The following is a 23176-nucleotide window of genomic DNA, read 5'->3' as shown; positions in this document are numbered from 1 at the left end:
GACCCCCCCCCTTTCAAGAGAGGTTCTCGCATGACCACTGTCAGCCGCCTCAAGATTGGCCTGTCGGCCTGCTTCTCGCACGCCGATCCGACGCGTTCCTTTTTTACCGGCAAGACGCTGCAGTACGTCGAGCAGTCGATCGCGCACTGGATCATGTCCTCCGGCGCCATGGTGGTGATGGTGCCCTGCCCCACCGGCAGCACGCAGCGCGGCGATGTGACCTATGCGCATTACGCCGAGTGGCTGGACGGCCTGGTGCTGCACGGCGGCGCCGATCTCTGGCCCGGCAGCTACGGCGAGGCACCCATCGAGGAAAAGTGGTCGGGTGACCGCGTGCGCGACGACTACGACAAGGCCCTGGTCAGCGCTTTCGAGGCGGTCGGCAAGCCGATTTTCGGTGTCTGCCGCGGCTTGCAGCTGCTGAACGTGGCCTTTGGCGGCACGCTTTACCAGGACATCAACACGCAGGTGCCCAACACCTTTTTGCACCGGGATGCCCTCACCTACGACCAGAATTTCCACAGTGTGAACATCGTTCCCGGCACGCGCCTGTCCGAGCTCTACCCAGGCGTGGAGCGCGTGCGCGTCAACAGCATTCACCACCAGGGCATCAAGGACCTCTCGCCTGAATTCGAAGCCGAGGCCTTCAGCGTGGACGACGGCATCGTCGAAGCGATACGCCGAAAAGACCCGCACAAAAGCTATATGGCCGCGACACAGTGGCACCCCGAATTTCACAAGCCCGGCTCAGGCACTATAGACGATGGCGCCCTGCTCCAGGACTTCCTGACGGCCGTGGCCGCCGCAAAAAACCAAAGCAAAGCATGACCCAGCTCGCCATCCACAACCCCGCCACCGGCGCCCTGATCACCGAAGTTGCCGCCGACGACGCGGCATCGGTCGCCGCCAAAAGCCTGCAGGCGCGCGCCGCGCAGCCGCGCTGGGCCGCCCTGCCGCTGGCCGAACGCCAGGCTTGCATCACGCGCTTTCGCGCCGCCATCGTGGCCGAACTGGAGCCCCTGGCCGCCATCATGACGCGCGAGACCGGCAAGCCGATCCAGATGTCGCGCAACGAACTGAACGGCCTGCTGGGACGCATAGACTTCTTCCTGGCCGAAGTGAGTGCCAGCACGGCCACGCAGACCGTCTTCAACGAAGGCGGCATGACCGAGCAGATAGAGCACACCCCGCTCGGTGTGGTGGCCAATATCTCGGCCTGGAACTACCCCTGGTTTGTCGGCGGCAATGTCTTCATCCCGGCCCTGCTCAGCGGCAATGCCGTGCTCTACAAGCCTTCGGAGTACGCCGCCATGACCGGCCTGGCGATTGCGCGCCTGCTGCATGCCGCCGGTGTGCCCCAGGATGTGTTCGTGCCGCTGATAGGCGGCGGCGCTGTAGGCGCGGCGCTGCTGGAACAAAAAGTCGACGGCCTGTTCTTCACCGGCTCCTACGCCACCGGCGCCAAAATTGCCCAGGCCATGGGCCCGCGCATGGTCAAGCTGCAGTTGGAGCTGGGCGGCAAGGACCCGACCTATGTCTGCGAAGACGCCAATCCGCAGACTGCCGCCGAATCGCTGGCCGACGGTGCCATGTACAACACCGGCCAGAGCTGCTGTTCGGTTGAGCGCATTTACGTGCATGAAAAAATCTACGACGCCTTCGTCGCCGCCTTCGTCGCCACCGTCCAGGGCTTCAAGCTGGGCGACCCCATGGCCAATGACACCTACATAGGCGCCATCACGCGGGCGCCGCAACTCGATGTACTGGATGCCCAGGTCGTCGACGCCCAGGCCAAGGGCGCCACCTTGCTGCTGGGCGGCAAGCGCGGCCCGGGGCCGGGCAACTGGTACGAGCCCACGGTGTTCAGCCACGTCAACCATGACATGGAGTTGATGCGCGAAGAAAGCTTCGGCCCTCTCATAGGCATACAGAAGGTTTCCAGCGACACGGAAGCCGTGAAGCTCATGAACGACACCCGCTACGGCCTGACCGCCGGCGTGTTCACCCCCGACGAAGCCCGCGCCAAGGCGCTGCTGGCGCAGGTCAAGGCCGGCAGCGTCTACTGGAACTGCTGCGACCGCGTCAGCCCGCGCCTGCCCTGGAGCGGCTACGGTGACTCGGGCGTCGGCCTGACCTTATCCACCTACGGCATCCAGACCTTTACCCGGCCCAAAGCCTGGCACCTGAGAAAGCCATGAAGCTGACCCTGTTCGACCTCGATCACACTCTGCTCAACGGTGACAGCGATGTGCTGTGGTGCGACTTCCTGATTGACAAGGGCTTGCTGGAGCGGGCCACTTTTTCGGCCCGCAATGCCGACATAGACAGCCGCTACAAGGCCGGCACGGTCGGGCTGCAGGAGTTTGCCGACTTTTATGTCGGCACGCTGGCCGGACGCACGGCGCTGGAGTGGGAGCCGCTGCGCCAGGAGTTTTTGGCCACGCAAATCGTGCCGCGCATCACGCCGGCGGCCATAGTGCTGGTCGACCAGCACCTGGATGCCGGCGACCTGGTCGTCATGACCACGGCCACCAACCGCTTCCTGACCGAACTGACAGCGATTTTCTTTGGCATAGAGCACCTGATCGCGACCGAGCCCGAAATCCAGGAGCAGCGCTTCACCGGGCGCACCAGCGGCACGCTGAATATGCGCGAAGGCAAGGTGGAGCGCCTGCAGGCCTGGATGAAGGCGCGCGGTCTGCGCCTGAAAGATTACAAGAGCACGGCCTATAGCGATTCCATCAACGACTTGCCACTGCTGGAAGCCGTCAAGCACCCGGTGGCCGTGAACGCCGATGCCAAGCTGGCAGCCATTGCCGCCAAGCGCAGCTGGCCTCTGCTAAAGCTGCACTAAGTCAGTATCAAATAGGGCTTTAGCCCATACAGGGCGGGCGCAAATAGCTACTAAATTAATAGCTATTTGCCGCCCACAGCATCAGCTCAGGTGCTTGCCCACAATCCCGGCCAGCTCGAACATCGTCACCTGCGGCTTGCCGAACACCGGCAGCAGCTTGGCGTCGGCATTGATGGCGCGCTTGTTGGCGGCGTCCTGCAAGCCTTCCGCCTTGATGTAGTCCCAGAGCTTTTTGATCACCTGGGTGCGCGCCACCGGCTCGGCGCCAATCACCGCCGCCAGAGCCGCGCTGGGCTGTAGCCCGGCGCCTGGCTTGGCCACACGGGCGACCTTGGGTTTGGCGGTCTTGGCGGCCGGCGTCTTTTTGGCAGCGGCTTTTTTCGCCGCCGGCGCGGCCTTAGCGGCCACGGTCTTGCCAAACGGGGTTTTCACCGCGCCGGTCTTGGCCGCTGCGCCGGCCGCGGTTTTGCGCGGTGGGAACTTGGACGGCGCAAACTCGAAGTTCACCTTGCCGGCCTCGGCATCCCAGGTCAGCATGGCCTTGAAGGCACGACGCGTGCGCATGGAAACAAACTTGTCGAGCAGATCGGTCTTGCCGGTGCTCAAGAGCTTGACCATCTGCTCACGCTCTATAGGCTGCTGCAGAATCACTTGGCCGGTCTTGAAGTCGCAGCTGGGCGTCGGCTGGGCCTCTGTCGGTACGGACTTTTCGCAGACGTAGTTCTTGCCCAGCTCCAGCACGGCGCTGGCGCACTTGGGGCAGGGGCCCAGCGACTGCTGGCCTGAAAAGTCGACGATCTCGCCGGTTTCGGCGTTCTTGTCGTCGCCAAAGTCAAACTCCAGCTTGTAGTTCTTGGTTTCCTCGTCGAACTTGATGACCATTTCGGCGGTGAAAGGCCAGCCGGCCTTGGAGCGAAAGCCGTCCAGCGGACCGATTTTCTTGTCGCGCAAGAACTGCTCGACCTCGGCGGTTTCAAAGGTGCGGCCGGCTGGCGTTTTGCCAAAGCTGAAGCCGCAGCCTTCGCCGCTGCCGGTTTTGCCGACGCAGGCATAGCGCCGGTAGTTTTCCTTGATCACGCCGCCGCAATTGGGGCAGGGTGCTTGCAGCGTCGCGTAGTCGCCCGGAATGGTGTCCCTGTCATAGCCCTTGGCCTTGTTGACCAGGTTCTCCGTCATGGCGGCAATCTCGGCCATAAAGGTCTCGCGGCTCAGCTTGCCCTGTTCCATTTGCGCCAGCTTGTGCTCCCACTCGCCGGTCAGCTCGGCTCTGGAGAGCTCTTCCACGCCCAGACCGCGCAGCAGGGTCATAAGCTGGAAGGCCTTGGCGGTAGGAATCAGCTCGCGGCCTTCGCGCAACATGTATTTCTCGGCGATCAAGCCTTCAATCGTCGCGGCGCGCGTGGCCGGCGTGCCCAGGCCTTTTTCCTGCATGGCTTCACGCAGCTCATCATCGTCAATGGTCTTGCCGGCGCCTTCCATGGCGCCCAGCAAGGTGGCTTCAGAGTAGCGGGCCGGTGGCCGGGTTTTCAGGCCCTTGGCATCCACCGTTTCGGCCAGCACCAGTTCGCCCGGCTTGACCGGCACCAGCGTCTTGCCATCCTTGCCGTCCTTGTCATCCGTTTCGTCTTGCGCTTCCTTGCCGTAAATGGCCAGCCAGCCTGCCTTGACCAGCACCTTGCCCTCGGTCTTGAAGCTGTGGCCGGCAACGGCGCTGATGCGGGTGGTGACCTGGTACTCGGCGCTAGGAAAAAACACCGCCATGAAGCGGCGCACCACCAGGTCGTAGAGTTTTTGTTCGGCCTCGCTCAGGCCGTGAGGCGCCTGCAGCGTGGGGATGATAGCGAAGTGATCGCTCACCTTGGCGTTGTCAAAGATGCGCTTGCTGGGCTTGATGTAGCCGCCCTTGAGCGCCGTCGCCGCATGGGGCGCCAAGTGTTTCATGCCGCTGTCGGCCAGCATTTCAAAGGTCTGCCTGACCACAGGCACATAGTCTTCGGGCAGGGCGCGCGAATCGGTACGCGGGTAGGTCAGCGCCTTGTGGCGCTCGTACAGGCTTTGCGCAATCGACAGCGTGGTCTTGGCCGAAAAGCCAAACTTGCCGTTGGCCTCGCGCTGCAGCGAGGTCAAATCAAACAGCAGGCCGGCTGCCTGCGTGGTCGGCTTGGACTCCTCGGTGACACTGGCCTTTTGGCCGCGCACCGCATCGGCAATCGCCCGCGCTTCGCGCTCGGTCCAGAGCCGGTCGGCCTTCAGTTCGGCGTCGGGTTCGGCGTTGTCGGCATTGGCCGCCGCCTTTTTCCACTTCGGGTCAAACCACTTGGCCGGGTAGTCGCCGGCCTCGGCCTGGAAACTGGCGTGGATTTCCCAATAATCGCGGCTGACGAACTTGCGGATTTTTTCCTCGCGCTCGACCACCACCGACAGGGTCGGCGTCTGCACCCTGCCCACCGTCGTCAAAAAGAAGCCGCCATCGCGCGAATTGAAGGCCGTCATGGCCCGTGTGCCGTTGATGCCGACCAGCCAGTCGGCCTCGGAGCGGCAGCGCGCCGCGTCGGCCAGCGGCAACATCTGTTCGTCGCTGCGCAAGGAGGCAAAGCCCTCGCGAATTGCCGCCGGCGTCATGGACTGCAGCCAGAGCCGCTTGACCGGGTGTTTGCTTTTGGCGTATTGCTCGATCAGGCGAAAAATCAACTCCCCCTCGCGCCCCGCGTCACAGGCATTGACCAGGGTGCCCACGTCCTTGCGCTTGACCAGCTTGACGATGGCGTTGAGCCGCGTCTTGGTCTTGTCCATGGGCTTCAGGTCGAAGTAGGGCGGAATCACCGGCAGGTTGGCAAAACTCCATTTGCCGCGCTTGACGTCGAACTCCTCGGGCGCCTGAATCTCGACCAGATGGCCGACTGCCGAGGTAACTATCCAGTCTTCGCTTTCAAAGTACTCGTCGTGCTTCTCAAACTTGCCCGCAGTGGGCGTGATGGCACGCACAATGTCTTGTGCCACCGAGGGCTTCTCTGCAATTACCAGCGTTTTCATAAGAACTTCTTCAAATCTTGTACGTCTTCGGGGAACATTTCCCCGCTTTCCGCAAATACCACTTTTCCGTCACGCCCCCGCACCACCACCACCGGCAGGCCTACCGGCTTGGGCAGCACCTTGGCCGCCTCCGGCGTCAGCAAGCCGGCAGGAAAGCTATAGCCCTTGGCCTTCATATAGTTAACGGCCGCTGTGGCCTGTCTGTCAATCGACAAGGCCAGCACTTGCAGCCCCTGGGCCTGCTGCGCCCGCCACAAAGCTTCTATATGGGGCGACTGCACGGCACAAAAAGGGCACCAGCTGGCCCACCAGTACACCACAAGCACCTTGCCCTCGGCTTCAGCAGGCGTCCAGCGCCGGCCATCGAGCAGCGTCAACGCCGGCAGGGGCAGCGCGCTGCCCAGCTTGGGCAAAGGCGCTTCGGCGCCCTTGGCCCAGGCGGACAGGCCCAGACCGGGGGCGGCCAGCGCGGCCACGGACTGAATCACATTACGGCGGTTGATAGACACGGCAACTCCTAGGATGCATCACTACAATACGGCTTCTCGCGCTCATACACGCGCGCAGGCACGCACACGCGCACCTGCATGAATTAACCATACCAAAAAAACACCTCGTGTCAAAAAGTCAAGCCACTGCGCCCTCTTCCAAGCCCGCCCAGTCCGCCGCTTCCCCGGCCGCTGGCAGCGACAGTCGCCGCATTCAGACGCGCCGCTCCGGCGTGCATGGCAAGGGCGTGTTTGCCCTGCAGGACCTGGCCGAGGGTGAAACGCTGATCGAATATGTGGGCGAGGTCATCAGCTGGCCAGAGGCCTTGCGCCGCCACCCGCACGACCCCAGCGACCCCAATCACACGTTTTACTTCCACGTCGACGAAGAGCATGTGATTGACGCCAAGCACGGCGGCAACTCCTCGCGCTGGATCAACCACAGCTGCCAGCCCAACTGCGAAGCCGACGAGACCGGGGGCCGCGTCTTCATCAAGGCGCTGCGCAACATCCCGGCCGGCGAAGAGCTGTTTTATGACTACGGCCTGATCATTGACACGCCCTACACCAAGAAGCTGAAGGCCGAATACCCCTGCTGGTGCGGCGCCAAGAGCTGCCGCGGCACTCTGCTGGCGCCCAAGGACAAGAGCAGCAAGCCGAAAAAAGAAACCAAAAAGTCCACCAAGAAGACCGACAGCAAAGGCGACAAAAAAAGCCTCAAGCCGGTCGAGAAAAAAGCCGAAAAGGCCGAAAAATCCGTCAAGCCCTCAGCACCCAAGTCAGCCAAAGTGGACAAACCCAAGGCGGACAAGAAGGCGCTGAAAAAAGCCGGCAAGAAAAAGAAGCCGCAAGCCTGAGCCCCACTTCAACACCAGCCCCATGAGCGATACCCTGACCGACCCCATACGCTGGCCCGCCGAGGCCCTCTGGGAGGCGCTGGCGCCCGTTCTGCCGGGCTTCACGGTGGAGATACTGCCCGAGATCGATTCGAGCAACAGCGAGCTGATGCGGCGCTTCCGTGGCAGCCCCTCCGATAGCGGCGGCAGCCCCGGCATCGCGCCCCGGCCCGAGCCGTTGCTGCTGGTGGCCGAACAGCAAAGCGCCGGACGCGGCCGGCTGGGCCGCAGCTGGCAAAGCCGGCGCGGCGACAGCCTGACCTTTTCGCTGGGCCTGCCGCTCCAGCCCGCCGACTGGTCCGGCCTGTCGCTGGTGGTAGGCCTCAGCCTGGCCGAAAGCCTGGATCCGGCCGCCGCACGCGCCACCGGCCAGCCCAGCATAGGCCTGAAATGGCCCAATGACCTGTGGCTGAGCCAACCCGATCGCAAGCTGGCCGGCATCTTGGTGGAAACCGCCAGCTGGGAAGGGCAGCGCTATGTGGTGATAGGCGTAGGCATCAATATCCGGCCGCTGCAGCTGGCTACGGCCCCAGCCGCCCCGGCCGCCATGGCGCCGGCCTGTCTGCAGGACTTGCAGCCCGGCATGGATGCGGCCGCCACGCTGCTGCGCGTGCTGCCGCCGCTGGTGCAGGCGCTGCAGGCTTTCGAGCAGTTCGGTTTTGCGCCCTTCCAGAAGCGTTTTGCCGCCCGTGACGTGCTCGCCGGCCGCGAAGTCAAGCTGTCCGACGGCAGCCAGGGCACGGCCCACGGCGTCGCTGAAAACGGCGCCCTGCTGGTGCACACAGCCGCCGGCATGCAAGTCATCACCAGCGCCGAAGTCAGCGTACGGCCGGTCACGGCCACTAGCCCCAAGGACACGCCTTCGTGCTGAGAGTGCTGGTGCTGGCCCTGCTGCTGGCCAACGCCGGCTACTTTGCCTGGTCGCAAGGCCTGCTGGCCAACTACGGCCTGGCCCCCGTCAGCCAGGCCGAACCGCAGCGCCTGGCGCAACAAATCAAGCCGGCGGCCATTCACTTGCTGAACAGCGACGAAGCCAGGCAGCTCGAGCAACCAGCCCGGCCCACCGGCAGCGCACCGGCCAGCCCCAGCGAATGCCTGCAGGCCGGCCTGTTCAGCGAAGACCAGGCCAAGGCCTTGCGCGCCCAGCTGGACAGCAGCCTGCCTGCCGGCAGCTGGGTGCTGCAAGACGAGCTGGAGCCCGAACGCTGGATTGTCTACATGGGCAAATACGCCAGCCCCGAACTGCTGGCCAAAAAACGCAGCGAGTTGCGCCAACGCGAGGTGGCCTTCGAGCCGCTGATCAACCAGACGCTCAACCCCGGCCTGTCACTGGGCCATTTCAGCACCCAGGCCGAGGCCGAGCAAGCCATGGCCAAGGCCGCCACACACGGCGTGCGCACGGCCAGAGTGCTGCTGGAGCGGCCCGCACTGCAGGGCCAGCGGCTCAAGCTGGCCGCTGTCGATGCCGCGCTCAAGAGCCAGCTCGATCTGCTCAAGCCGCAGCTGGCGGGCAAGGCGCTGCACACCTGTCGCTAAATCTCACCAAAAACTATAGTTTTAATAGCGCACTGCGCTGGTGCTTACTGGCCTAGAGCCACTTTTCATTTAAATAGCGGCCCTTACTGGACCTCTTTCCAGAGCCGCAAGGGCACGCAGGTCTGCAAACGCGTCAACGCCTGCTCCATCAGCACCGGATGCAACGCATGGCCGACCCCGGTGGCCACATCCCAGGTGGCGTCGCCGCCCAGCGACATCAGGTGGTCGTAGTCGGCCTGGGTGCGCTGCGCCGGGATCACCGCGTCGTCTTGCCCGTGCAGCAAATGCAGCGTTGTGAGCGCTGGCGCCTTTTCCGGCCAGAACTGGTAGCCGCCGCCAAATCCCAGCACCCGGCCCACCAGGCCGTCATGCGCATCGACCAGCGCCAAGGCCAGACTGGCGCCGGCGCCAAAACCGGCCAGCGCCGAGGCCTGTTCGGCGACGCCAAAACGGGCTTGCTGCGCCCGCAGAAAAACGGCCAGGCATTCGACCCGGCCCGCCATCGCCGCGGCATCGTCCAGGCCGGCAGCGGCGGCGCCGGCCGCATCGGCATGCGCCCCCACCAGCCCTTGCGCCAGCACCACCACGGCAGCCGGAAAGGCGCTGCCCAGCAACTGGCCCAGCGCCAGCATGTCGGCGGCGCTGCCGCCAGCGTCGTGCAACAGCACAAACAGCTGCCGGGGCTCGGGGCTGGTTGGCAGCAGCTCTATGGTTTCAATGTCGGAAGGAGTCATGGGGCACGCGTGCAAGTAGTCTGAAAGCCAGCCAGTTTAGTCACTTGAACCCGACGCCGCCGCAGCGGCCCGGCCACCCCCATGGCCAACAGGTTCTAAAATCGCGCCATCGCCCAAACCGTGGCCCGCCCGCCGGGCCTGATACCGCGCCCCTGTGCGCCACCAACTCAACACACCATGAAAATTGAAAAAAACACCGCCGTCACCCTGCGCTTCAAAGTCTCAGACGCTCAAGGCAAAGTGGTTGAAGAAAGCAAAGACCCCATGGTCTATCTGCATGGCGGCTATGGCAACACCCTGCCCAAGATCGAAGAAGCGCTGGACGGCCAGGAAGCCGGCTACCAGACCACGCTGGCGCTGGCCGCTGCCGACGCCTTTGGCCTGCGCGACGAAAGCCTGGTCTGCACCATTCCACGCAGCCAGTTTCCACCCGGCGTGAAGGTCGGCGGCCAGCTCGAAGGCCGCGGCAGCGATGGCCGGCAGCAGGTTTTCAACGTCACCAAGATCAAGGGCGACACCGTGCTGCTGGACGGCAACCACCCGCTGGCCGGCAAAGACCTGCGCTTTAGCCTGAAGGTCACCGAGGTACGCCTGGCCTCGGAAGACGAAATTGCCCACCAGCACGTGCATGGCGAGCACGGCCATCACCACTGAAGCCGAAGAAGGTGTTTGCGATCTCTACGGGGTCGCGCGCAACGGCCGTCTGAACAGCTGGCGCACCAGCGCCCGCATCCACTGGTGCGCGCCATCGTTGTCGGTGCTGCCGTGCCAGACCAGGCGCACCTCATACTCCGGCGCGCCTGGAATGCCCCAGACCCTGAAATCATGACGCAGGCGCAGGTCGCGCGCATACATCTCGGGAACTATGGACAGCAGGTCCGAGATCAGCGCCAGATCCGGCAAGGCCCCGAAATGCCTGGCCCGCACCACAATGCGGTCTTCCAGCTTCATGCCCGCGAGCATCTGCTCCACGCTGCCATGAAAGGTCGCTGTGGGAGAGGCCACCACAAACGCGGCCTCGGCCAGCTGCTGCCGACTCAGCGTGCTGCCGCTGCGGCCCGAGGCCGGCCGCCACTGCGGCGCGGCCACCGCCACGTAGCGCTCGCGAAACAGCACCTCGCTGCGCAGGCCCCGCTTGCGGGGATTCAGGATGCCGATGGCCATGTCGATTTCGCGCGCCTCCAGCGCCGTCGCCACGTCGGTGGCCGCCACCGAAATATTTGACAAGCACGCTCCGGGCGCCTGGCTGCGCAGCGCGCCCGCCAGCCCGGGCAGGAACAGCATCTCACCCAGATCCGACATAGACAGCCGCCAGTGCATGGCGCTGTTGGCCGGATCGAACTCTTCATGCCCGGTGACCAGCGTCTCCAGCGCCAGCAGCTGTGCCAGCACTGCCGGCGCCAGCTGCTCGCACAAGCGGGTGGGCGTCAGGCCCGAAGGCGAGCGCACAAACAAAGCGTCCCCAAAGAAGTCGCGCAGGCGCGCCAGAGCGTTGCTGGTGGCAGGCTGCGACAGGGCCAGGGCCTTGCCGGCCAGCGTCACCGAACCGGTACGGTGAATGGCCGCCAGCACGCGCAGCAGGTTGAGGTCGAGTTGGCGAAAGTTCATGAATCCATCTCCTTCAGTCGTTCTCAGGGTTGTCCCGAATTATTCATGAGATGGATGTGATGCATCCAAACAATCCATTTGCCGGATGTGAAAGAGCTGCGTAAATTGCCACGTAACGCAAGCTCAGGCCTGCGCGCCAAGGCGGCCGGCATCCATTCTTCACGGTAAGCTCACAATGACACTCCAGCAGCAGCGCCACAGGCTTGAAACCGCCGACTTCGATCTTGACAGCCGGCAGGAGCCGCAACATGGCTGAGCGCTCGTTTGCCAACGAAGTCGAAAAGCTGCGCCTGGGCGACGGCGACGAGTTTCGCGGTGAAGGCATCCTGGCCGTCACCAAGGCCTTACTGCAATCCGGCGTGGCCTATGTGGCCGGTTACCAGGGCGCACCGATCTCGCACCTGATGGATGTGTTGACCGATGCCAACGACATCCTGCAGGAGCTGGGTGTGCGTTTCGAGCACAGTGCCTCGGAGGCCACCGCCACCGCCACCTTGGCCGCCTCCGTCAACTACCCGCTGCGCGGCGCCGTGACCTTCAAGTCCACCGTCGGCACCAACGTGGCCTCGGACGCGCTGGCCAACCTGGCCTCCGGCGGCGTGACCGGCGGCGCCATGTTGATCGTTGGTGAAGACTACGGCGAAGGCTCCAGCATCATGCAGGAGCGCTCCCACGCGTTTGCGATGAAATCCCAGGTCTGGCTGATAGACCCGCGGCCCAACCTCGAAAGTATTGTGCGTGCCGTCGAGATGGGTTTTGAGCTGTCCGAAGCCAGCCGCACGCCGGTGATGCTGGAGCTGCGCATACGCGCCTGCCACGTGCACGGGCGTTTTGCCACCAAGGCCAACAAGCGGCCCAGCTTCACGCTGAAAGACGCGATAGAAAACCCGCAGCGCGACGCCAGCCGCATCGTGTTGCCGCCGGCCAGCTACACGCAGGAACAGGAAAAAATCACCGAGCGCTGGCCCGCCGCCGTGAAGTTCATCCAGCAGCACCAGCTCAACGAGTTTTTTGCCGCCGATGCGAAAGACTTCGGCATCGTCATGCAGGGCGGTTTGTACAACAGTGTCTTGCGTTCGCTGGAGCTGCTGGGCCTGGCCGATGCCTTTGGCGAAACGCAGATACCGCTGTATGTGCTCAACATCACCTACCCGCTGATAGACGACGAGTTCAAGCGATTCTGTGCCGGCAAACGCGGCATCCTGCTGGTGGAAGAAGGCCAGCCCGACTTCATCGAGCAAAACGTCAACTCCATGCTGCGCAAGGCAGACCTACAAACCAAGGTGCACGGCAAAGACGTCTTGCCCATGGCCGGCGAATACACAGGCGGCGTGGTGCTCAAAGGCATCGCGCGTTTTATCGAGATCTATGCGCCCGCGCTCTTGCAGGGCCGCGAGCTGCCGCTGGCAGCACGGCCGGCGTCCAGTGGCCTGGCATTGTTGGACGGCAACCCCAAGGCCTTTGCCATCCAGGCCGCCTCGGATGAAGTGCAGGGCCGGCCACCTTCGTTTTGCACCGGTTGCCCGGAGCGCCCCATCTTCACCGCGATGAAGCTGATAGAGCGCGAGCTGGGCCAGCACCATGTGAGCTGCGACATCGGCTGCCATCTGTTTTCCATCCTGCCGCCTTTCAACATCGGTGCGACCACCATGGGTTACGGCCTGGGCTGGGCCGGCGCCTCGGCCTTCAACACCAGTGAAACGTCCAAACGCACAATTGCCATGATGGGCGACGGCGGCTTCTGGCACAACGGCCTGACCAGCGGTGTCGGCAATGCGGTGTTTAACCAGACCGACAATGTCTTGCTGGTGGTGGACAACGGTTATTCGGCCGCGACCGGCGGACAGGACGTGTTGTCGTCCAAAGCCATCAACCCGATACGCAGCACCAACAACCCGATTGAAAAAGCCGTGCGCGGCGTGGGTGTGAAGTGGGCCAAAACGGTGACCAACACCTACAGCCTGGAACAGATGCGCAATGTGTTGCGCGAGGCCTTGACCACCAAAGAAAAAGGCCCCAAGGTCATCATTGCGCAAAGCGAATGTATGTTGAACCGCCAGCGCCGCGTCAAGCCGCAAATCCGCAAGATGATTGCCGGCGGTGAGCGTGTGGTGCGTGAACGTTTCGGCATAGACCCCGACACCTGCACCGGCGACCACTCGTGTATACGCCTGTCGGGCTGCCCCTCGCTGACCATCAAACCGAATCCCGACCCGCTGCGGCGCGACCCGATTGCCACCGTGATAGATAGCTGCGTGGGCTGCGGCCTGTGTGGTGAAGTGGCACACGCTGCGGTGTTGTGTCCTTCGTTTTACCGCGCGGAAATCATCAACAACCCGACGGCCTGGGACCGCTTCAAGTTGCGGCTGCGCACAAGCGTGATTGGCTGGCTGCAAAACCGCATCGAGCGCCGTCTGGAAGGGATTGCAGCATGAACCAGCAACACTCCATCACTATTGCCATTCTGGCCATGGGCGGCGAAGGCGGCGGTGTATTGGCCGACTGGCTGGTCGACCTGGCCGAACAAAACGGTTATTTCGCGCAGACCACTTCGGTGCCCGGCGTGGCGCAGCGCACCGGTGCCACGGTGTATTACCTGGAAATGTTCCCCGAAGCGGGCGCGCCTGAGGGCCGCCTGCCGACCATGGCCTTGAGCCCGGTGCCGGGCGAAGTCGACATCGTGATTGCGTCGGAACTGATGGAAGCCGGCCGCGCCTTGCAGCGCGGTCTGGTCACCGCGAATCGCACCACCTTCATCGCCTCGACCCACCGTGTGTATTCGATGACCGAACGCACGGCCATGGGCGACGGCCGCGTCAACTCGGACAAACTGCTGGCCGGTGGGCAGGCGGCCGCCCAACGTTTTGTCAGCGCCGACTTTGCCCAACTGGCCGAAAACACCGGCAGCCTGATCAGCCCCACTTTGTACGGCGCCTTGGCCGCCACTGGTCGCCTGCCGTTTACCCGCGCCCAGTTTGAAGACACCATCACACGCGGCGGTGTGGGCGTAAAGTCCAGCCTGAAAGCGTTTGCCGCAGGCTTTGATACCGCGCAACAAGCACCGGCACCTGCGCAAGTCAGCGCACCAGTCGCACCCATGCCACCGGTGGGCTCTCGCCTGGCGGCGCTGGCACAGCGTATTCAACAAGACTTTCCGCCGGCCAACCACGCCACCTTGGCTGCCGGCATCACCCGTGCCGCCGACTACCAGGATGTGGCTTATGCGACCAGCTATTTGGACCGCCTGCAGCCGCTGCTGGCCAGCCTGCCGGCCGACCCCCAACTCGCCGCCGATCTGATGGACGACACCGCACGCCATCTCGCCTTGTGGATGTCGTATGAAGACACCGTGCGTGTGGCCGACCTGAAAACACGGCGTTCACGTTTTAACCGTGTGGGCGGCGAAGTCAAACTGAGCCAGACCCAACACCTGGGCATCAACGAGTTTTTGCATCCCCGCCTTGAGGAAATTGCCGACACCCTGCCCGCTGGCCTGGGCCGCTGGTTGCTGGCCACGCCCTGGGCCCGCGCCTGTGTCGAACCGTTCACGCGCAAGGGCCGCGTGGTGCAAACCAGTTCCATCCGTGGTTATGTGCTGCTTTACGCGATTGCCGCCATGCGCCCGCTGCGCCCACGCTCGCTGCGTTTTCAGGTCGAGCACCAGCGCATCGCCGACTGGCTGGCCAACATCACACGGCTGGCGCCCGCGCAGCCCGCGCTAGCGCTGGAAGTGGCGCGTTCGCAGCGACTGGTCAAAGGTTATGGCGACACCCATGCACGCGGCTGGCGCAGTTACCAACGTGTCATGGCCAAGCTGCCGCAACTGCAAACCATGCCGCAAGGTGCGAAGCAGTTGCAGGCACTGAGCCAGGCCGCGCTGGCCGATGACAGCGGCAAGGCGCTGGAACAAATGCTGGCGGCCACCGTGTGAGCTGTCGTCGTGATTCCCCTTATGGACGATATTGTGTGCAAGCAGGACCATCAAGCGTTAACTAAAAACAGGAGACAAGACCCATGAAAATTACATCTTTCAAACCCGCCCGAACCGCCGCAGCCCTGCTGCTGGCCGCCAGCTTTAGCGCCGGCGCACTGGCGCAGGAAGTCACGCTGCGACTGGTCAGCGCCTTTCCTGAAAACGGCATTTACGTGCAGCGCCTGCTGCCCTGGATTCAAAAGGTCAATGCCGAAGGCAAGGGCGTGCTGCAAATCAATTTTCTGGGCGGCCCCAAGGCCATCCCGACCTTTGAGGCCGGCAATGCGGTGAAGACCGGCGTGGTTGACATAGCGCTGAACACAGGCGCGTTTTACACCAACGTCATGCCCGAAGCCGACTTCCTCAAGCTCACACAAATCCCGGTGGCCGAGCAGCGCAAGAACGGCGCGTTTGATGCGATCAACAAGGTCTGGAACGAAAAAGGCAACACGCAGTACCTGGCGCGCATGGTGGAGAACCAGCCCTTTCACATCTACACCAACAAGAAAATCGACAAGCCGGATCTGACCGGCCAGAAGATTCGTATCTCGCCGGTGTACCGCGACTTCTTCCAGACGCTGAATGCCAGCGTGGTCACCACCCCGCCGGGCGAGGTCTACACCGCGCTGGAGCGTGGCGTGGTCGATGGTTATGGCTGGCCGATTGGCGGCGTTTTCGATTTGAACTGGCATGAAAAAACCAAGTTCCGCGTCGATCCCGGCTTCTACGACGCCGAGGTGTCCCTGACCATGAATTTGCCGGCCTACAAAAAGCTCAACGATGCGCAGCGCAACTACCTGCAAAAACAATTGCTGGCACTGGAAGCCCAAAACACTTTCTGGACCCAGTACGGCAAGGACGAAACCGCGCGCCAGGAAAAAGCCGGCATCCAGACCATCAAGTTTGATGCCGCCACCACCAAGGCTTTTTACGACAAGGCTTATGAAATCGGCTGGGCCGGTGCCGCCAAACAAAGCCCTGAAGTGGCTGCGCGTTTCAAAGCTCTTTTCTCCAAATAAGCCCCTAGGGCTTTTTCAGGAACACGCCAGGTGATAGACCAGATCTCGCTTATTTACGGCCGTTTTTTGGAGCGCCTGGCCCTGCTCGGCTGCGCCATCCTGATGGCCATGATGCTGCTCATCGTGGTGGACGTGGCGCTGCGCAACCTCGCCATCCCCGGCCTGCCCATGGGCCTGGCCTGGAGCACCGAGGTCTCCGAGCTGATGCTTTACCTCATCACCATGTGTGTCGCGCCCTGGCTGCTGCGCCAGGGCCAGCACATCCGAGTCGACATCATGCTGCAAGCCATTCCGCGCCAGCTCGCCTGGTACCTCGAATGGGTGGGCGACATGATCGGTTTTGCCTGCTGCATCGTGATTGCCTGGTTTGGCACGCAGGCCGCCTGGTCCAGCTATCTGTCGGGCGCCGTCAACATCAAGACCCTGGTCACGCCCGAGTGGTGGGCGCTCGCGCCCTTGCCGCTGGTTTTTGTTTTGCTTGGGATTGAAATGATTTTTCGCATGATTCGCCTGCAACGCGCCGAGCGCGGTCCACGCCACGACGCCGTGGGGTCGGCATGAGCGCGTGGGGCATCGCCGCCTGGCTGATGCTGGGCGGCTCCACCGTGCTGCTGTTTATCGGCATGCCGGTGGCACTGACCTTCATCACCATCAACATCATCGGCGCCTGGCTGTATATGGGCGGCGAACCCGGGCTGATGCAGCTGGCACGCAGCAGCGTCAGTTCGGTCACGGCGTTTTCACTGACGCCGATTCCGCTGTTTGTCCTGATGGGCGAAATCCTGTTTCACACCGGCCTGGCGCTCAAAGTCATTGAAGGCGTCGAGCGCCTGATCAAACATGTGCCGGGCCGCCTGGCGGTGGTCGCTGTGGTGGCCGGCACCGTGTTCTCGGCCATCTCGGGCTCGACGATTGCCACCACCGCCATGCTGGGCTCGCTGATGTTGCCCATCATGTTGTCGCGCGGCTACCACCCGACCATTGCCGCCGGCCCCATCATGGCCATTGGTGCGGTGGACATGTTGATCCCGCCTTCGGCGCTGACGGTGTTGCTGGGCTCGCTGTCTGGCATCTCGATTTCCAAGCTGCTGATAGGCGGTGTGATTCCCGGCGTGATTTTGTCCATCGCGTTCGTAGCCTGGATTGTGATTCGTGTCAGCATCACGCCCGCGCTGGCGCCGGCCGACAAAGACGAGGTCGTGCAACACCGCGGCTGGGCACGCTGGCAGCCGTTTTTTGCCTATGTCTTGCCGACGCTGTCGATCTTTGGTGTGGTGGTGGGTGCCTTGGCCGCCGGCTGGGCCACACCGACCGAATGTGCGGCGCTGGGTGCGTTTGCCACCATGCTGCTGGCCATCTGTTACCGCGCGCTGACCAAAGAGGCCGTGCTGAAAGCGCTCAAGGGCACGGCCGGTATCTCTGGCATGATTTTGTTCATCATCCTGGGCGCCACCACCTTTGCGCAAATTTTGTCCTTCTCTGGCGCCAGCAACGGCCTGGTGCAGTTCATCACAGGCCAGGGCCTGTCGACCAATATGATTGTGGTGGGCATGATGTTGATGCTGATTTTCCTCGGCATTTTTGTGGATCAGGTCAGCATGATGATGATCACCCTGCCCATTTTCATGCCCATCGTGCAGGCGCTGGGCATAGACCCGATCTGGTTCGGCGTGATGTTTTTGATTTGTATGCAGCTCGGCCTGTTGCTGCCGCCGCACGGTTTGTTGTTGATGACGATGCGCGGCGTGGCGCCGCCCTCGGTCACCATGGGCCACATCTTCATGGCGGTGGTGCCTTATGTGGTGATGAGCTTGATCCTGCTGGTGGCCGTGTTCTGGATGCCCGGCATCGCCACTTGGCTGCCTCGGCTGCTGGGCTGACGTCGACCCCAAAAAAGGCAGCCTAGGCTGTCTTTTTTTGAGGCAGGTATCGAAGGCGCAGCGATCAAGCTAGCAAGCCCTTCACTGCCGTACTGGCCGGCAGCGCAGCACTGCTGACGGCCGGGCGCTGGCGTTGATGCTGCGGTCGCGTTCCGCGCCCCGGCGCAGCTTAAAAAACCTCCTTATTTCATAGCAGTCTTCGCCCGTCCCACCTGGGCTAGCTTCTCATTTCATGGCCAACCCGGCACAACGGGCAGGCCCCTGCCGGCGCGGCCTGCCGCTGGCTGGACAGCCGTAAAAAGTTGGCATACGATGGCTTCCCATCCCGAGCCAGCAAGTGCATTCAACAAGGGGAGTCCCGCCATGAATGATTTGAACGGTGACCAGCCTGCGATCATGGCCTTGCCCATCGCACGCCACGGCTAGCCACCATCATGAGCCGGGACAGCCTACGCGGTGCCCAGGTCGTCATTCACTTCGACGGCCAGCGCTGCATCCATTCCCGCCACTGCGTGTTAGATCGCCCGGATGTCTTCGTGCCCAATGTGGACGGCGAATGGATTCATCCGGATCAGGCCACGCCCGCCGAAGTGCTGGAACTGGCGCACAACTGCCCGTCCGGCGCGATCAGCTGCGAGGCTGCCGACGGATCGGCCATGGAGTTCGCCCCGCGGGTCAACACGCTTCGCCTGCGTGAGAACGGGCCGCTGGCCCTGCACGCAGCCATCACGCTCAACGGCAAGGACGAGGGCTACCGGCTGACGCTGTGCCGCTGCGGCGCCTCCGAGAACAAACCTTTTTGCGACGGCAGTCACACGGCGGCGGGCTTTATGGCCAGCGGCGAGGCCGACACCTCACCTTCGGAGCCGCTGGCGCAGCGCGATGGACCGCTGCTGGTAGAGCCGACAAAAAATGGCCCCCTGCATCTCAGCGGCAACCTGGAGATCGTGAGCGGCACCGGCCACACCATTGATCGCGTCACCGACTGCTGGCTGTGCCGCTGCGGCCACTCCAACAACAAACCCTTTTGCGATGGCAGCCACCTAACCGCCGGCTTTCGCAGCGAGCCCTGACGAGCTGACAGCCAGATCACCGATCTTTCACATGATTGCCGAAACCATCTTAAAAAATCGAAACCTTGCTACCTATCGACCAGCCAATCAACTTGGTGAACACCGGGAGTTTGCGACATGAACGACGGACACAACACCATGAAAAAAGCCCACACACATGACCTGAAAAGACGCGTGGTTCTGGGCGGGCTGTTGGGCGCTTACGCCGCCTCGCTGATTCCCTGGGCCTTGGCGCAACCGGTCAGCAGCCCCGATCAGGGCGCCTTCCTGGGGCTGTCCGCCATACTCGCCGGCCGTCAGACGCTGGACGGCGCGCAAGCCAAGCGCCTGTATGACGCCCTGGTGGCCGACGATCCGGGCTTCCCCGCCGCCGCGCAGGCGCTGCTCAAGCTGATCAACGACCGCAAGATAGACCCGGCCAATTTGCACCAGCTGCTGACGGACGAGAAGTCCGCGCTGGCGCCCGTGGCGCAGAACATCGCCCGGGCCTGGTTCATGGGCATTGTGGGCAGCGGCGACAAGGCCAGAGCCCTGGCCTACGAAACCGCGCTGAATGCCGAGATCGTGCAGGACCAGCTCAAACCCCCTACCTTCGCCTACGGCGCCTACGGTAGCTGGGCCAAGAAACCAGGCTGAGGAGAACACACATGGCAGACAACACTTCATCCCCAGACTTCGTCATCATTGGCTCCGGCATCATCGGCTCCATCGCCGCGCACAAGCTGGCCAAGGCCGGCGCCTCCGTGCTGATTCTGGAGGCCGGCCCGCGCATCAGCCGCGACGAAATCGTGGCCCGCTTTCGCAACTCGCCGCGCCGCAGCGACTGGATGTCCTCCTACCCCTCGGTGCCCCACGCACCGCACCCGATCTACCAGCCCAAGGACAGCGGCTACCTGGTGCAGGCCGGCCCCTACCCCTACCCGGCCGAGTACATCCGCATGGTGGGCGGCACCACCTGGCACTGGGCCGCGCAAGCCTGGCGCAACGTGCCCAACGACTTCAAGATCAAAAGCCTTTATGGCGTGGGCGTGGACTGGCCCATCAGCTACGACGACCTCGAACCCTACTACCAGGAAACCGAAGAAATCATGGGCGTCTCGGGCGCGCCCAACACCGGCTCGCCGCGCAGCAAACCCTTCCCCATGGAACCCGTGGCCGAGGTCTGGGCCATGCGCCGCCTGCGCGAGCGCCTGGCGCCTACCTACGAGGTCGTCAGCAACACCACGGCGCGCAACAGCCGCGGCTACGACGGCCGGCCCGCCTGCTGCGGCAACAACAGCTGCCAGCCTATCTGCCCGATTGATGCGCAATACCACGGTGGCCTGGCCGCCGACGCTGCCGAAGCGGCCGGCGTCAAGCTGCTGAGCGATGCCAACGTCTACCAGCTCGAACACGACGACAAGGGCCGCGTCACCGCCGCCCTCTACTACGACCCCGACAAAAAATCCCACCGCGTCACCGGCAAGACCTTCATCGTGGCCGCCAACGGCATTGAAAGCCCGCGCCTGCTGCTGCTCTCGACCAGTGCCAAATTCCCCAAGGGCCTGGCCAACAACCACGACCAGGTGGGCCGCAACCTGATGGACCACCCCAGCACCTCCATCACCTTTGATGCCGACGAAGATGTCTGGCTAGGCCGCGGCCCGCAAAGCCCCACCTCCATCAACACCATGCGCGACGGCGCCTTCCGCTCCGAGCACTCGCCCTACCGGCTGGACTTCACCAACATCTCGCGCGTCGACGGCACCAGCAACAACCTGATCAGCGCCGGTGTCTACGGCGTCGAGTTTGAGAAAAAACTGCGCTACTCCGCCGCCCGCGAGATGAGCCTGAAAAACGTGCTGGAAGTGCTGCCCAACCCGGAACACCGCATAGACCTCAGCGACGAAAAAGACAGCATGGGCATCCCCAAGCCGCGCGCGCACTACTCGATTGAGGAGTACACCCGCAAAGGCCACGAACGCTCGCAACAGGATTTCCAGAAAATCGCCGAACTCATGGGCGGCACCAATCTGCGCCCGAGCAAGGAAGGTTCGTTTGCCAACAACCAGCACATCTGCGGCACGCTCAGCATGGGCAAAGACCCCGCCACCTCGGTCTGCGACCAGTGGGGCCGCCCCTACGAGCATGAGAACCTCTTTCTCATGGGCACCGGCCTGCTGCCCACCTCGGCCACCTGCAACTCCACCGAAAACGGCATTGCCGTGGCCTTGCGTACCGTGCAATACATCTTGTCCGAGCAAGGCAAGGCCGGGGTGCAAAAGCCCTCAAACTCCACGCCAGGCTAAGGAAAGGGAAATCATCATGACCTTCCAGTCCCTCTCCCGCCACCTCAGCGCCCTGTCGCTGGGCATGCTGGGCCTGCTCAGCGCCAGCGCCATGGCCGCCGCGCCACCCGAGCTGGTCCAGCGCGGCAAATACCTGGCCACCGCCGGCGACTGCGTGGCCTGCCACACCGCCCCCGGCGGCAAGCCCATGGCCGGCGGCCTGGCGCTGCCCACGCCGATAGGCGACATCATCGGCACCAACATCACGCCATCCAAAACCCACGGCATAGGCAACTACACCGAAGCCCAGTTCCGCGACGCGCTGCGCAAAGGCGTGCGCGCCGACGGCCAGCACCTCTACCCGGCCATGCCCTACACCTCGTATGCGCTGGTGAGCGACGACGACGCCAACGCCATGTACGCCTACTTCATGCAAGAGGTGGCGCCCGTCGATGCCGCGCCGGCCAAAGCCACGGCACTGCCCTTTCCCTTCAACATCCGCCTGTCCATGGCCGCGTGGAACCTGCTCTTCCTCGACAACAAGCCCTTTGCCGCCGACGCCAGCAAATCCGCCGAATGGAACCGCGGCGCCTACCTGACGCGCGGCCTGACCCACTGCAGCACCTGCCACAGCCCGCGCAATGTGATGATGGCCGAAGACATCAAGCGTGAGCTGGGCGGCGGCGCCGTCGGCACCTGGTTTGCGCCCAACATCACGTCTGACGCCAACAGCGGCATCGGCGCCTGGACCGAGCAGGAAATTGCCGACTACATGCGCCTGGGCCATGTCGCCAACAAAGGCCAGGCCGCCGGCCCCATGGCCGAAGCTGTGGACAACAGCCTGCAGCACCTGACGCCCCAAGACCTGCTGGCCATCGCCGTCTACGTGAAAAGCGTGCCCGCCATTCACGACGCGGCCGACACCAAGCCGGCCCACGAATGGGGCGCGCCCAGGAACGACCTGGGCAGCGTGCGCGGCGTGGCTTGGCCCAAAGACCGCGACCAGTTGAGCGGCGCGCAGCTCTACGACGCCCATTGCGCCACCTGCCACCAGGCCAGCGGCCAGGGCAGCTTTGACGGCGGCCTGCCGCCACTGTTTCACAACACCGCCGTGGGCCGCAGCAACACCAACAACCTGGTGATGGTGCTGCTCGACGGCATAGAGCGCCACGGCGAAGGCGCCCACAGCGGCCCCGAAGTGAAGATGCAGGGCTTTCGCAAGGTCATGTCCGACGTGCAAATGGCCACCCTCGCCACCTACCTGACCAAGCAGTACGGCAACCCCGACATCAAGGTCAGCGCCGAGCAGGTGCGCAGCCTGCGCGCCGGCGGCGAGCCCTCGCGCCTGGCCTTGCTGGCGCAAGGCGGCATTGCCTTTGGCGTGCTGATCGTCATCGCCTTGATCATGTGGCTGCTCAGGCGCGGCAAAAAGCGCGCCTGAATAGCAAGAACGCCAGCGCCTGTTCATAGCGCATGTCTGACTCGCCCGGCCTGTTGGCCCGGTGCAAAGTGCATCGGCATAGGGGGCCTCCATTCTTGGAGGCACCCCTGCCACACCACCCGGCATGCGGGTCCGCACCGGGCGGTTCGAGCGCTTGAGGTCAGGACAGTCTTGGCACCCCCAGCCCATTGAAGTACGCAATCGTCAGCACGATCTTGATGACCCCATTGCTGTTGCGCCACCAACGGTGGCAGTTTCCCGCCACCTGCTTGGCAACGTCTTCGCTGGCACCCATCGCCTTAAGCCCCCGGTAAATCGTCCTCGGCCGCTTCCAATGCCACAGCTGGATCGCCCTCAGGCGGTGGCGCAACCAT

Annotated in this window: 20 protein-coding genes and 1 pseudogene; 16 read left to right on the top strand and 5 right to left on the bottom strand. The window is 63.5% G+C overall.

The genetic code is table 11. The features are described from left to right. Nucleotides 1-30: 30 nt before the first annotated feature. The 3 genes from BM160_RS12770 to BM160_RS12760 are packed head-to-tail and all read left to right on the top strand — an operon-like array spanning nucleotide 31 to nucleotide 2854. Nucleotides 31-828, top strand: coding sequence for a gamma-glutamyl-gamma-aminobutyrate hydrolase family protein (locus tag BM160_RS12770; RefSeq protein WP_092005888.1), 798 nt, complete (start codon nucleotides 31-33; stop codon nucleotides 826-828). Beyond that, nucleotides 825-2198, top strand: a complete 1374-nt coding sequence (locus tag BM160_RS12765) for an aldehyde dehydrogenase family protein (protein WP_092005885.1) — start codon at nucleotides 825-827, stop codon at nucleotides 2196-2198. The genes BM160_RS12770 and BM160_RS12765 overlap by 4 nt, the downstream gene beginning before the upstream one ends. Further along, on the top strand, nucleotides 2195-2854 hold the full coding sequence (locus tag BM160_RS12760) for an HAD family hydrolase (protein ID WP_092005882.1): 660 nt from the start codon (nucleotides 2195-2197) through the stop codon (nucleotides 2852-2854). The genes BM160_RS12765 and BM160_RS12760 overlap by 4 nt, the downstream gene beginning before the upstream one ends. A gap of 81 nt (nucleotides 2855-2935) precedes the next feature. Here the strand turns inward: BM160_RS12760 and BM160_RS12755 are convergent, their stop codons facing one another. Together BM160_RS12755 and BM160_RS12750 are read right to left on the bottom strand one after the other, a co-directional pair. Further along, nucleotides 2936-5887 carry a DNA topoisomerase III gene (locus tag BM160_RS12755; RefSeq protein WP_092005879.1) on the bottom strand — a complete coding sequence of 984 codons (2952 nt, stop codon included), beginning with the start codon at nucleotides 5885-5887 and terminating at the stop codon, nucleotides 2936-2938. Continuing rightward, nucleotides 5884-6396 (bottom strand): TlpA family protein disulfide reductase, encoded by a 513-nt coding sequence (locus tag BM160_RS12750; RefSeq protein ID WP_255368870.1) that lies wholly within the window; start codon nucleotides 6394-6396, stop codon nucleotides 5884-5886. Before BM160_RS12750 ends, BM160_RS12755 begins: the two co-directional genes overlap by 4 nt. 107 nt (nucleotides 6397-6503) lie before the next feature. Here BM160_RS12750 and BM160_RS12745 point away from each other — a divergent pair, with 107 nt between their 5' ends. Genes BM160_RS12745 through BM160_RS12735 form a run of 3 tightly spaced genes read left to right on the top strand, consistent with a single transcriptional unit; the run spans nucleotide 6504 to nucleotide 8807 of the window. Further along, nucleotides 6504-7232 carry an SET domain-containing protein gene (locus BM160_RS12745; RefSeq protein ID WP_092005876.1) on the top strand — a complete coding sequence of 243 codons (729 nt, stop codon included), beginning with the start codon at nucleotides 6504-6506 and terminating at the stop codon, nucleotides 7230-7232. 22 nt (nucleotides 7233-7254) lie between these two features. Then, nucleotides 7255-8142, top strand: a complete 888-nt coding sequence (locus tag BM160_RS12740) for a biotin--[acetyl-CoA-carboxylase] ligase (protein WP_092005873.1) — start codon at nucleotides 7255-7257, stop codon at nucleotides 8140-8142. Further along, entirely contained in the window at nucleotides 8136-8807 is a 672-nt protein-coding gene (locus BM160_RS12735) for a hypothetical protein (RefSeq protein WP_092005870.1), read from the top strand. Before BM160_RS12740 ends, BM160_RS12735 begins: the two co-directional genes overlap by 7 nt. A gap of 83 nt (nucleotides 8808-8890) precedes the next feature. Here BM160_RS12735 and ypfH read toward each other — a convergent pair whose 3' ends face one another. Then, nucleotides 8891-9541, bottom strand: coding sequence for an esterase (gene ypfH, locus BM160_RS12730; protein WP_092005867.1), 651 nt, complete (start codon nucleotides 9539-9541; stop codon nucleotides 8891-8893). A gap of 177 nt (nucleotides 9542-9718) precedes the next feature. On the opposite strand from ypfH, the gene BM160_RS12725 reads away from it, so the two are divergent. Then, on the top strand, nucleotides 9719-10195 hold the full coding sequence (locus BM160_RS12725; protein WP_092005864.1) for an FKBP-type peptidyl-prolyl cis-trans isomerase: 477 nt from the start codon (nucleotides 9719-9721) through the stop codon (nucleotides 10193-10195). Between the two features lie 24 nt (nucleotides 10196-10219). Here BM160_RS12725 and BM160_RS12720 read toward each other — a convergent pair whose 3' ends face one another. Next, entirely contained in the window at nucleotides 10220-11149 is a 930-nt protein-coding gene (locus tag BM160_RS12720) for a LysR family transcriptional regulator (protein WP_092005861.1), read from the bottom strand. Between the two features lie 248 nt (nucleotides 11150-11397). On the opposite strand from BM160_RS12720, the gene BM160_RS12715 reads away from it, so the two are divergent. The 9 genes from BM160_RS12715 to BM160_RS12675 all read left to right on the top strand — a co-directional run bounded on the left by BM160_RS12715 (nucleotide 11398) and on the right by BM160_RS12675 (nucleotide 22802). Beyond that, entirely contained in the window at nucleotides 11398-13584 is a 2187-nt protein-coding gene (locus tag BM160_RS12715) for a thiamine pyrophosphate-dependent enzyme (RefSeq protein WP_092006194.1), read from the top strand. After that, nucleotides 13581-15080 carry an indolepyruvate oxidoreductase subunit beta family protein gene (locus BM160_RS12710; RefSeq protein WP_092005859.1) on the top strand — a complete coding sequence of 500 codons (1500 nt, stop codon included), beginning with the start codon at nucleotides 13581-13583 and terminating at the stop codon, nucleotides 15078-15080. The genes BM160_RS12715 and BM160_RS12710 overlap by 4 nt, the downstream gene beginning before the upstream one ends. A gap of 83 nt (nucleotides 15081-15163) precedes the next feature. Further along, nucleotides 15164-16141, top strand: a complete 978-nt coding sequence (gene dctP, locus BM160_RS12705; RefSeq protein WP_092005856.1) for a TRAP transporter substrate-binding protein DctP — start codon at nucleotides 15164-15166, stop codon at nucleotides 16139-16141. A 30-nt stretch (nucleotides 16142-16171) separates the two neighbouring features. Further along, the gene (locus tag BM160_RS12700; RefSeq protein ID WP_255368868.1) at nucleotides 16172-16702 is read left to right on the top strand and encodes a TRAP transporter small permease; all 531 of its coding nucleotides are present in this window, start codon (nucleotides 16172-16174) and stop codon (nucleotides 16700-16702) included. Continuing rightward, the gene (locus BM160_RS12695) at nucleotides 16699-18021 is read left to right on the top strand and encodes a TRAP transporter large permease (RefSeq protein WP_092005853.1); all 1323 of its coding nucleotides are present in this window, start codon (nucleotides 16699-16701) and stop codon (nucleotides 18019-18021) included. Before BM160_RS12700 ends, BM160_RS12695 begins: the two co-directional genes overlap by 4 nt. Nucleotides 18022-18455: 434 nt before the next feature. Next, entirely contained in the window at nucleotides 18456-19094 is a 639-nt protein-coding gene (locus BM160_RS22965; RefSeq protein WP_092005850.1) for a CDGSH iron-sulfur domain-containing protein, read from the top strand. Nucleotides 19095-19211: 117 nt separating this feature from the next. Continuing rightward, entirely contained in the window at nucleotides 19212-19730 is a 519-nt protein-coding gene (locus tag BM160_RS12685; RefSeq protein WP_255368867.1) for a sorbitol dehydrogenase family protein, read from the top strand. Between the two features lie 11 nt (nucleotides 19731-19741). After that, entirely contained in the window at nucleotides 19742-21382 is a 1641-nt protein-coding gene (locus BM160_RS12680) for a GMC family oxidoreductase (RefSeq protein ID WP_092005847.1), read from the top strand. A gap of 16 nt (nucleotides 21383-21398) precedes the next feature. Then, entirely contained in the window at nucleotides 21399-22802 is a 1404-nt protein-coding gene (locus BM160_RS12675; protein WP_092005844.1) for a c-type cytochrome, read from the top strand. Between the two features lie 160 nt (nucleotides 22803-22962). On the opposite strand, the pseudogene BM160_RS12670 reads toward BM160_RS12675, so the two are convergent. Further along, nucleotides 22963-23176 (bottom strand): annotated as a pseudogene (locus tag BM160_RS12670) (group II intron reverse transcriptase/maturase); the annotation flags it as partial.

Origin of the sequence: Polaromonas sp. OV174 (assembly GCF_900112285.1) — a bacterium.
In the GTDB taxonomy this organism is placed as follows: domain Bacteria; phylum Pseudomonadota; class Gammaproteobacteria; order Burkholderiales; family Burkholderiaceae_C; genus Polaromonas.
This window is presented reverse-complemented; position numbering and strand designations above follow the sequence as displayed.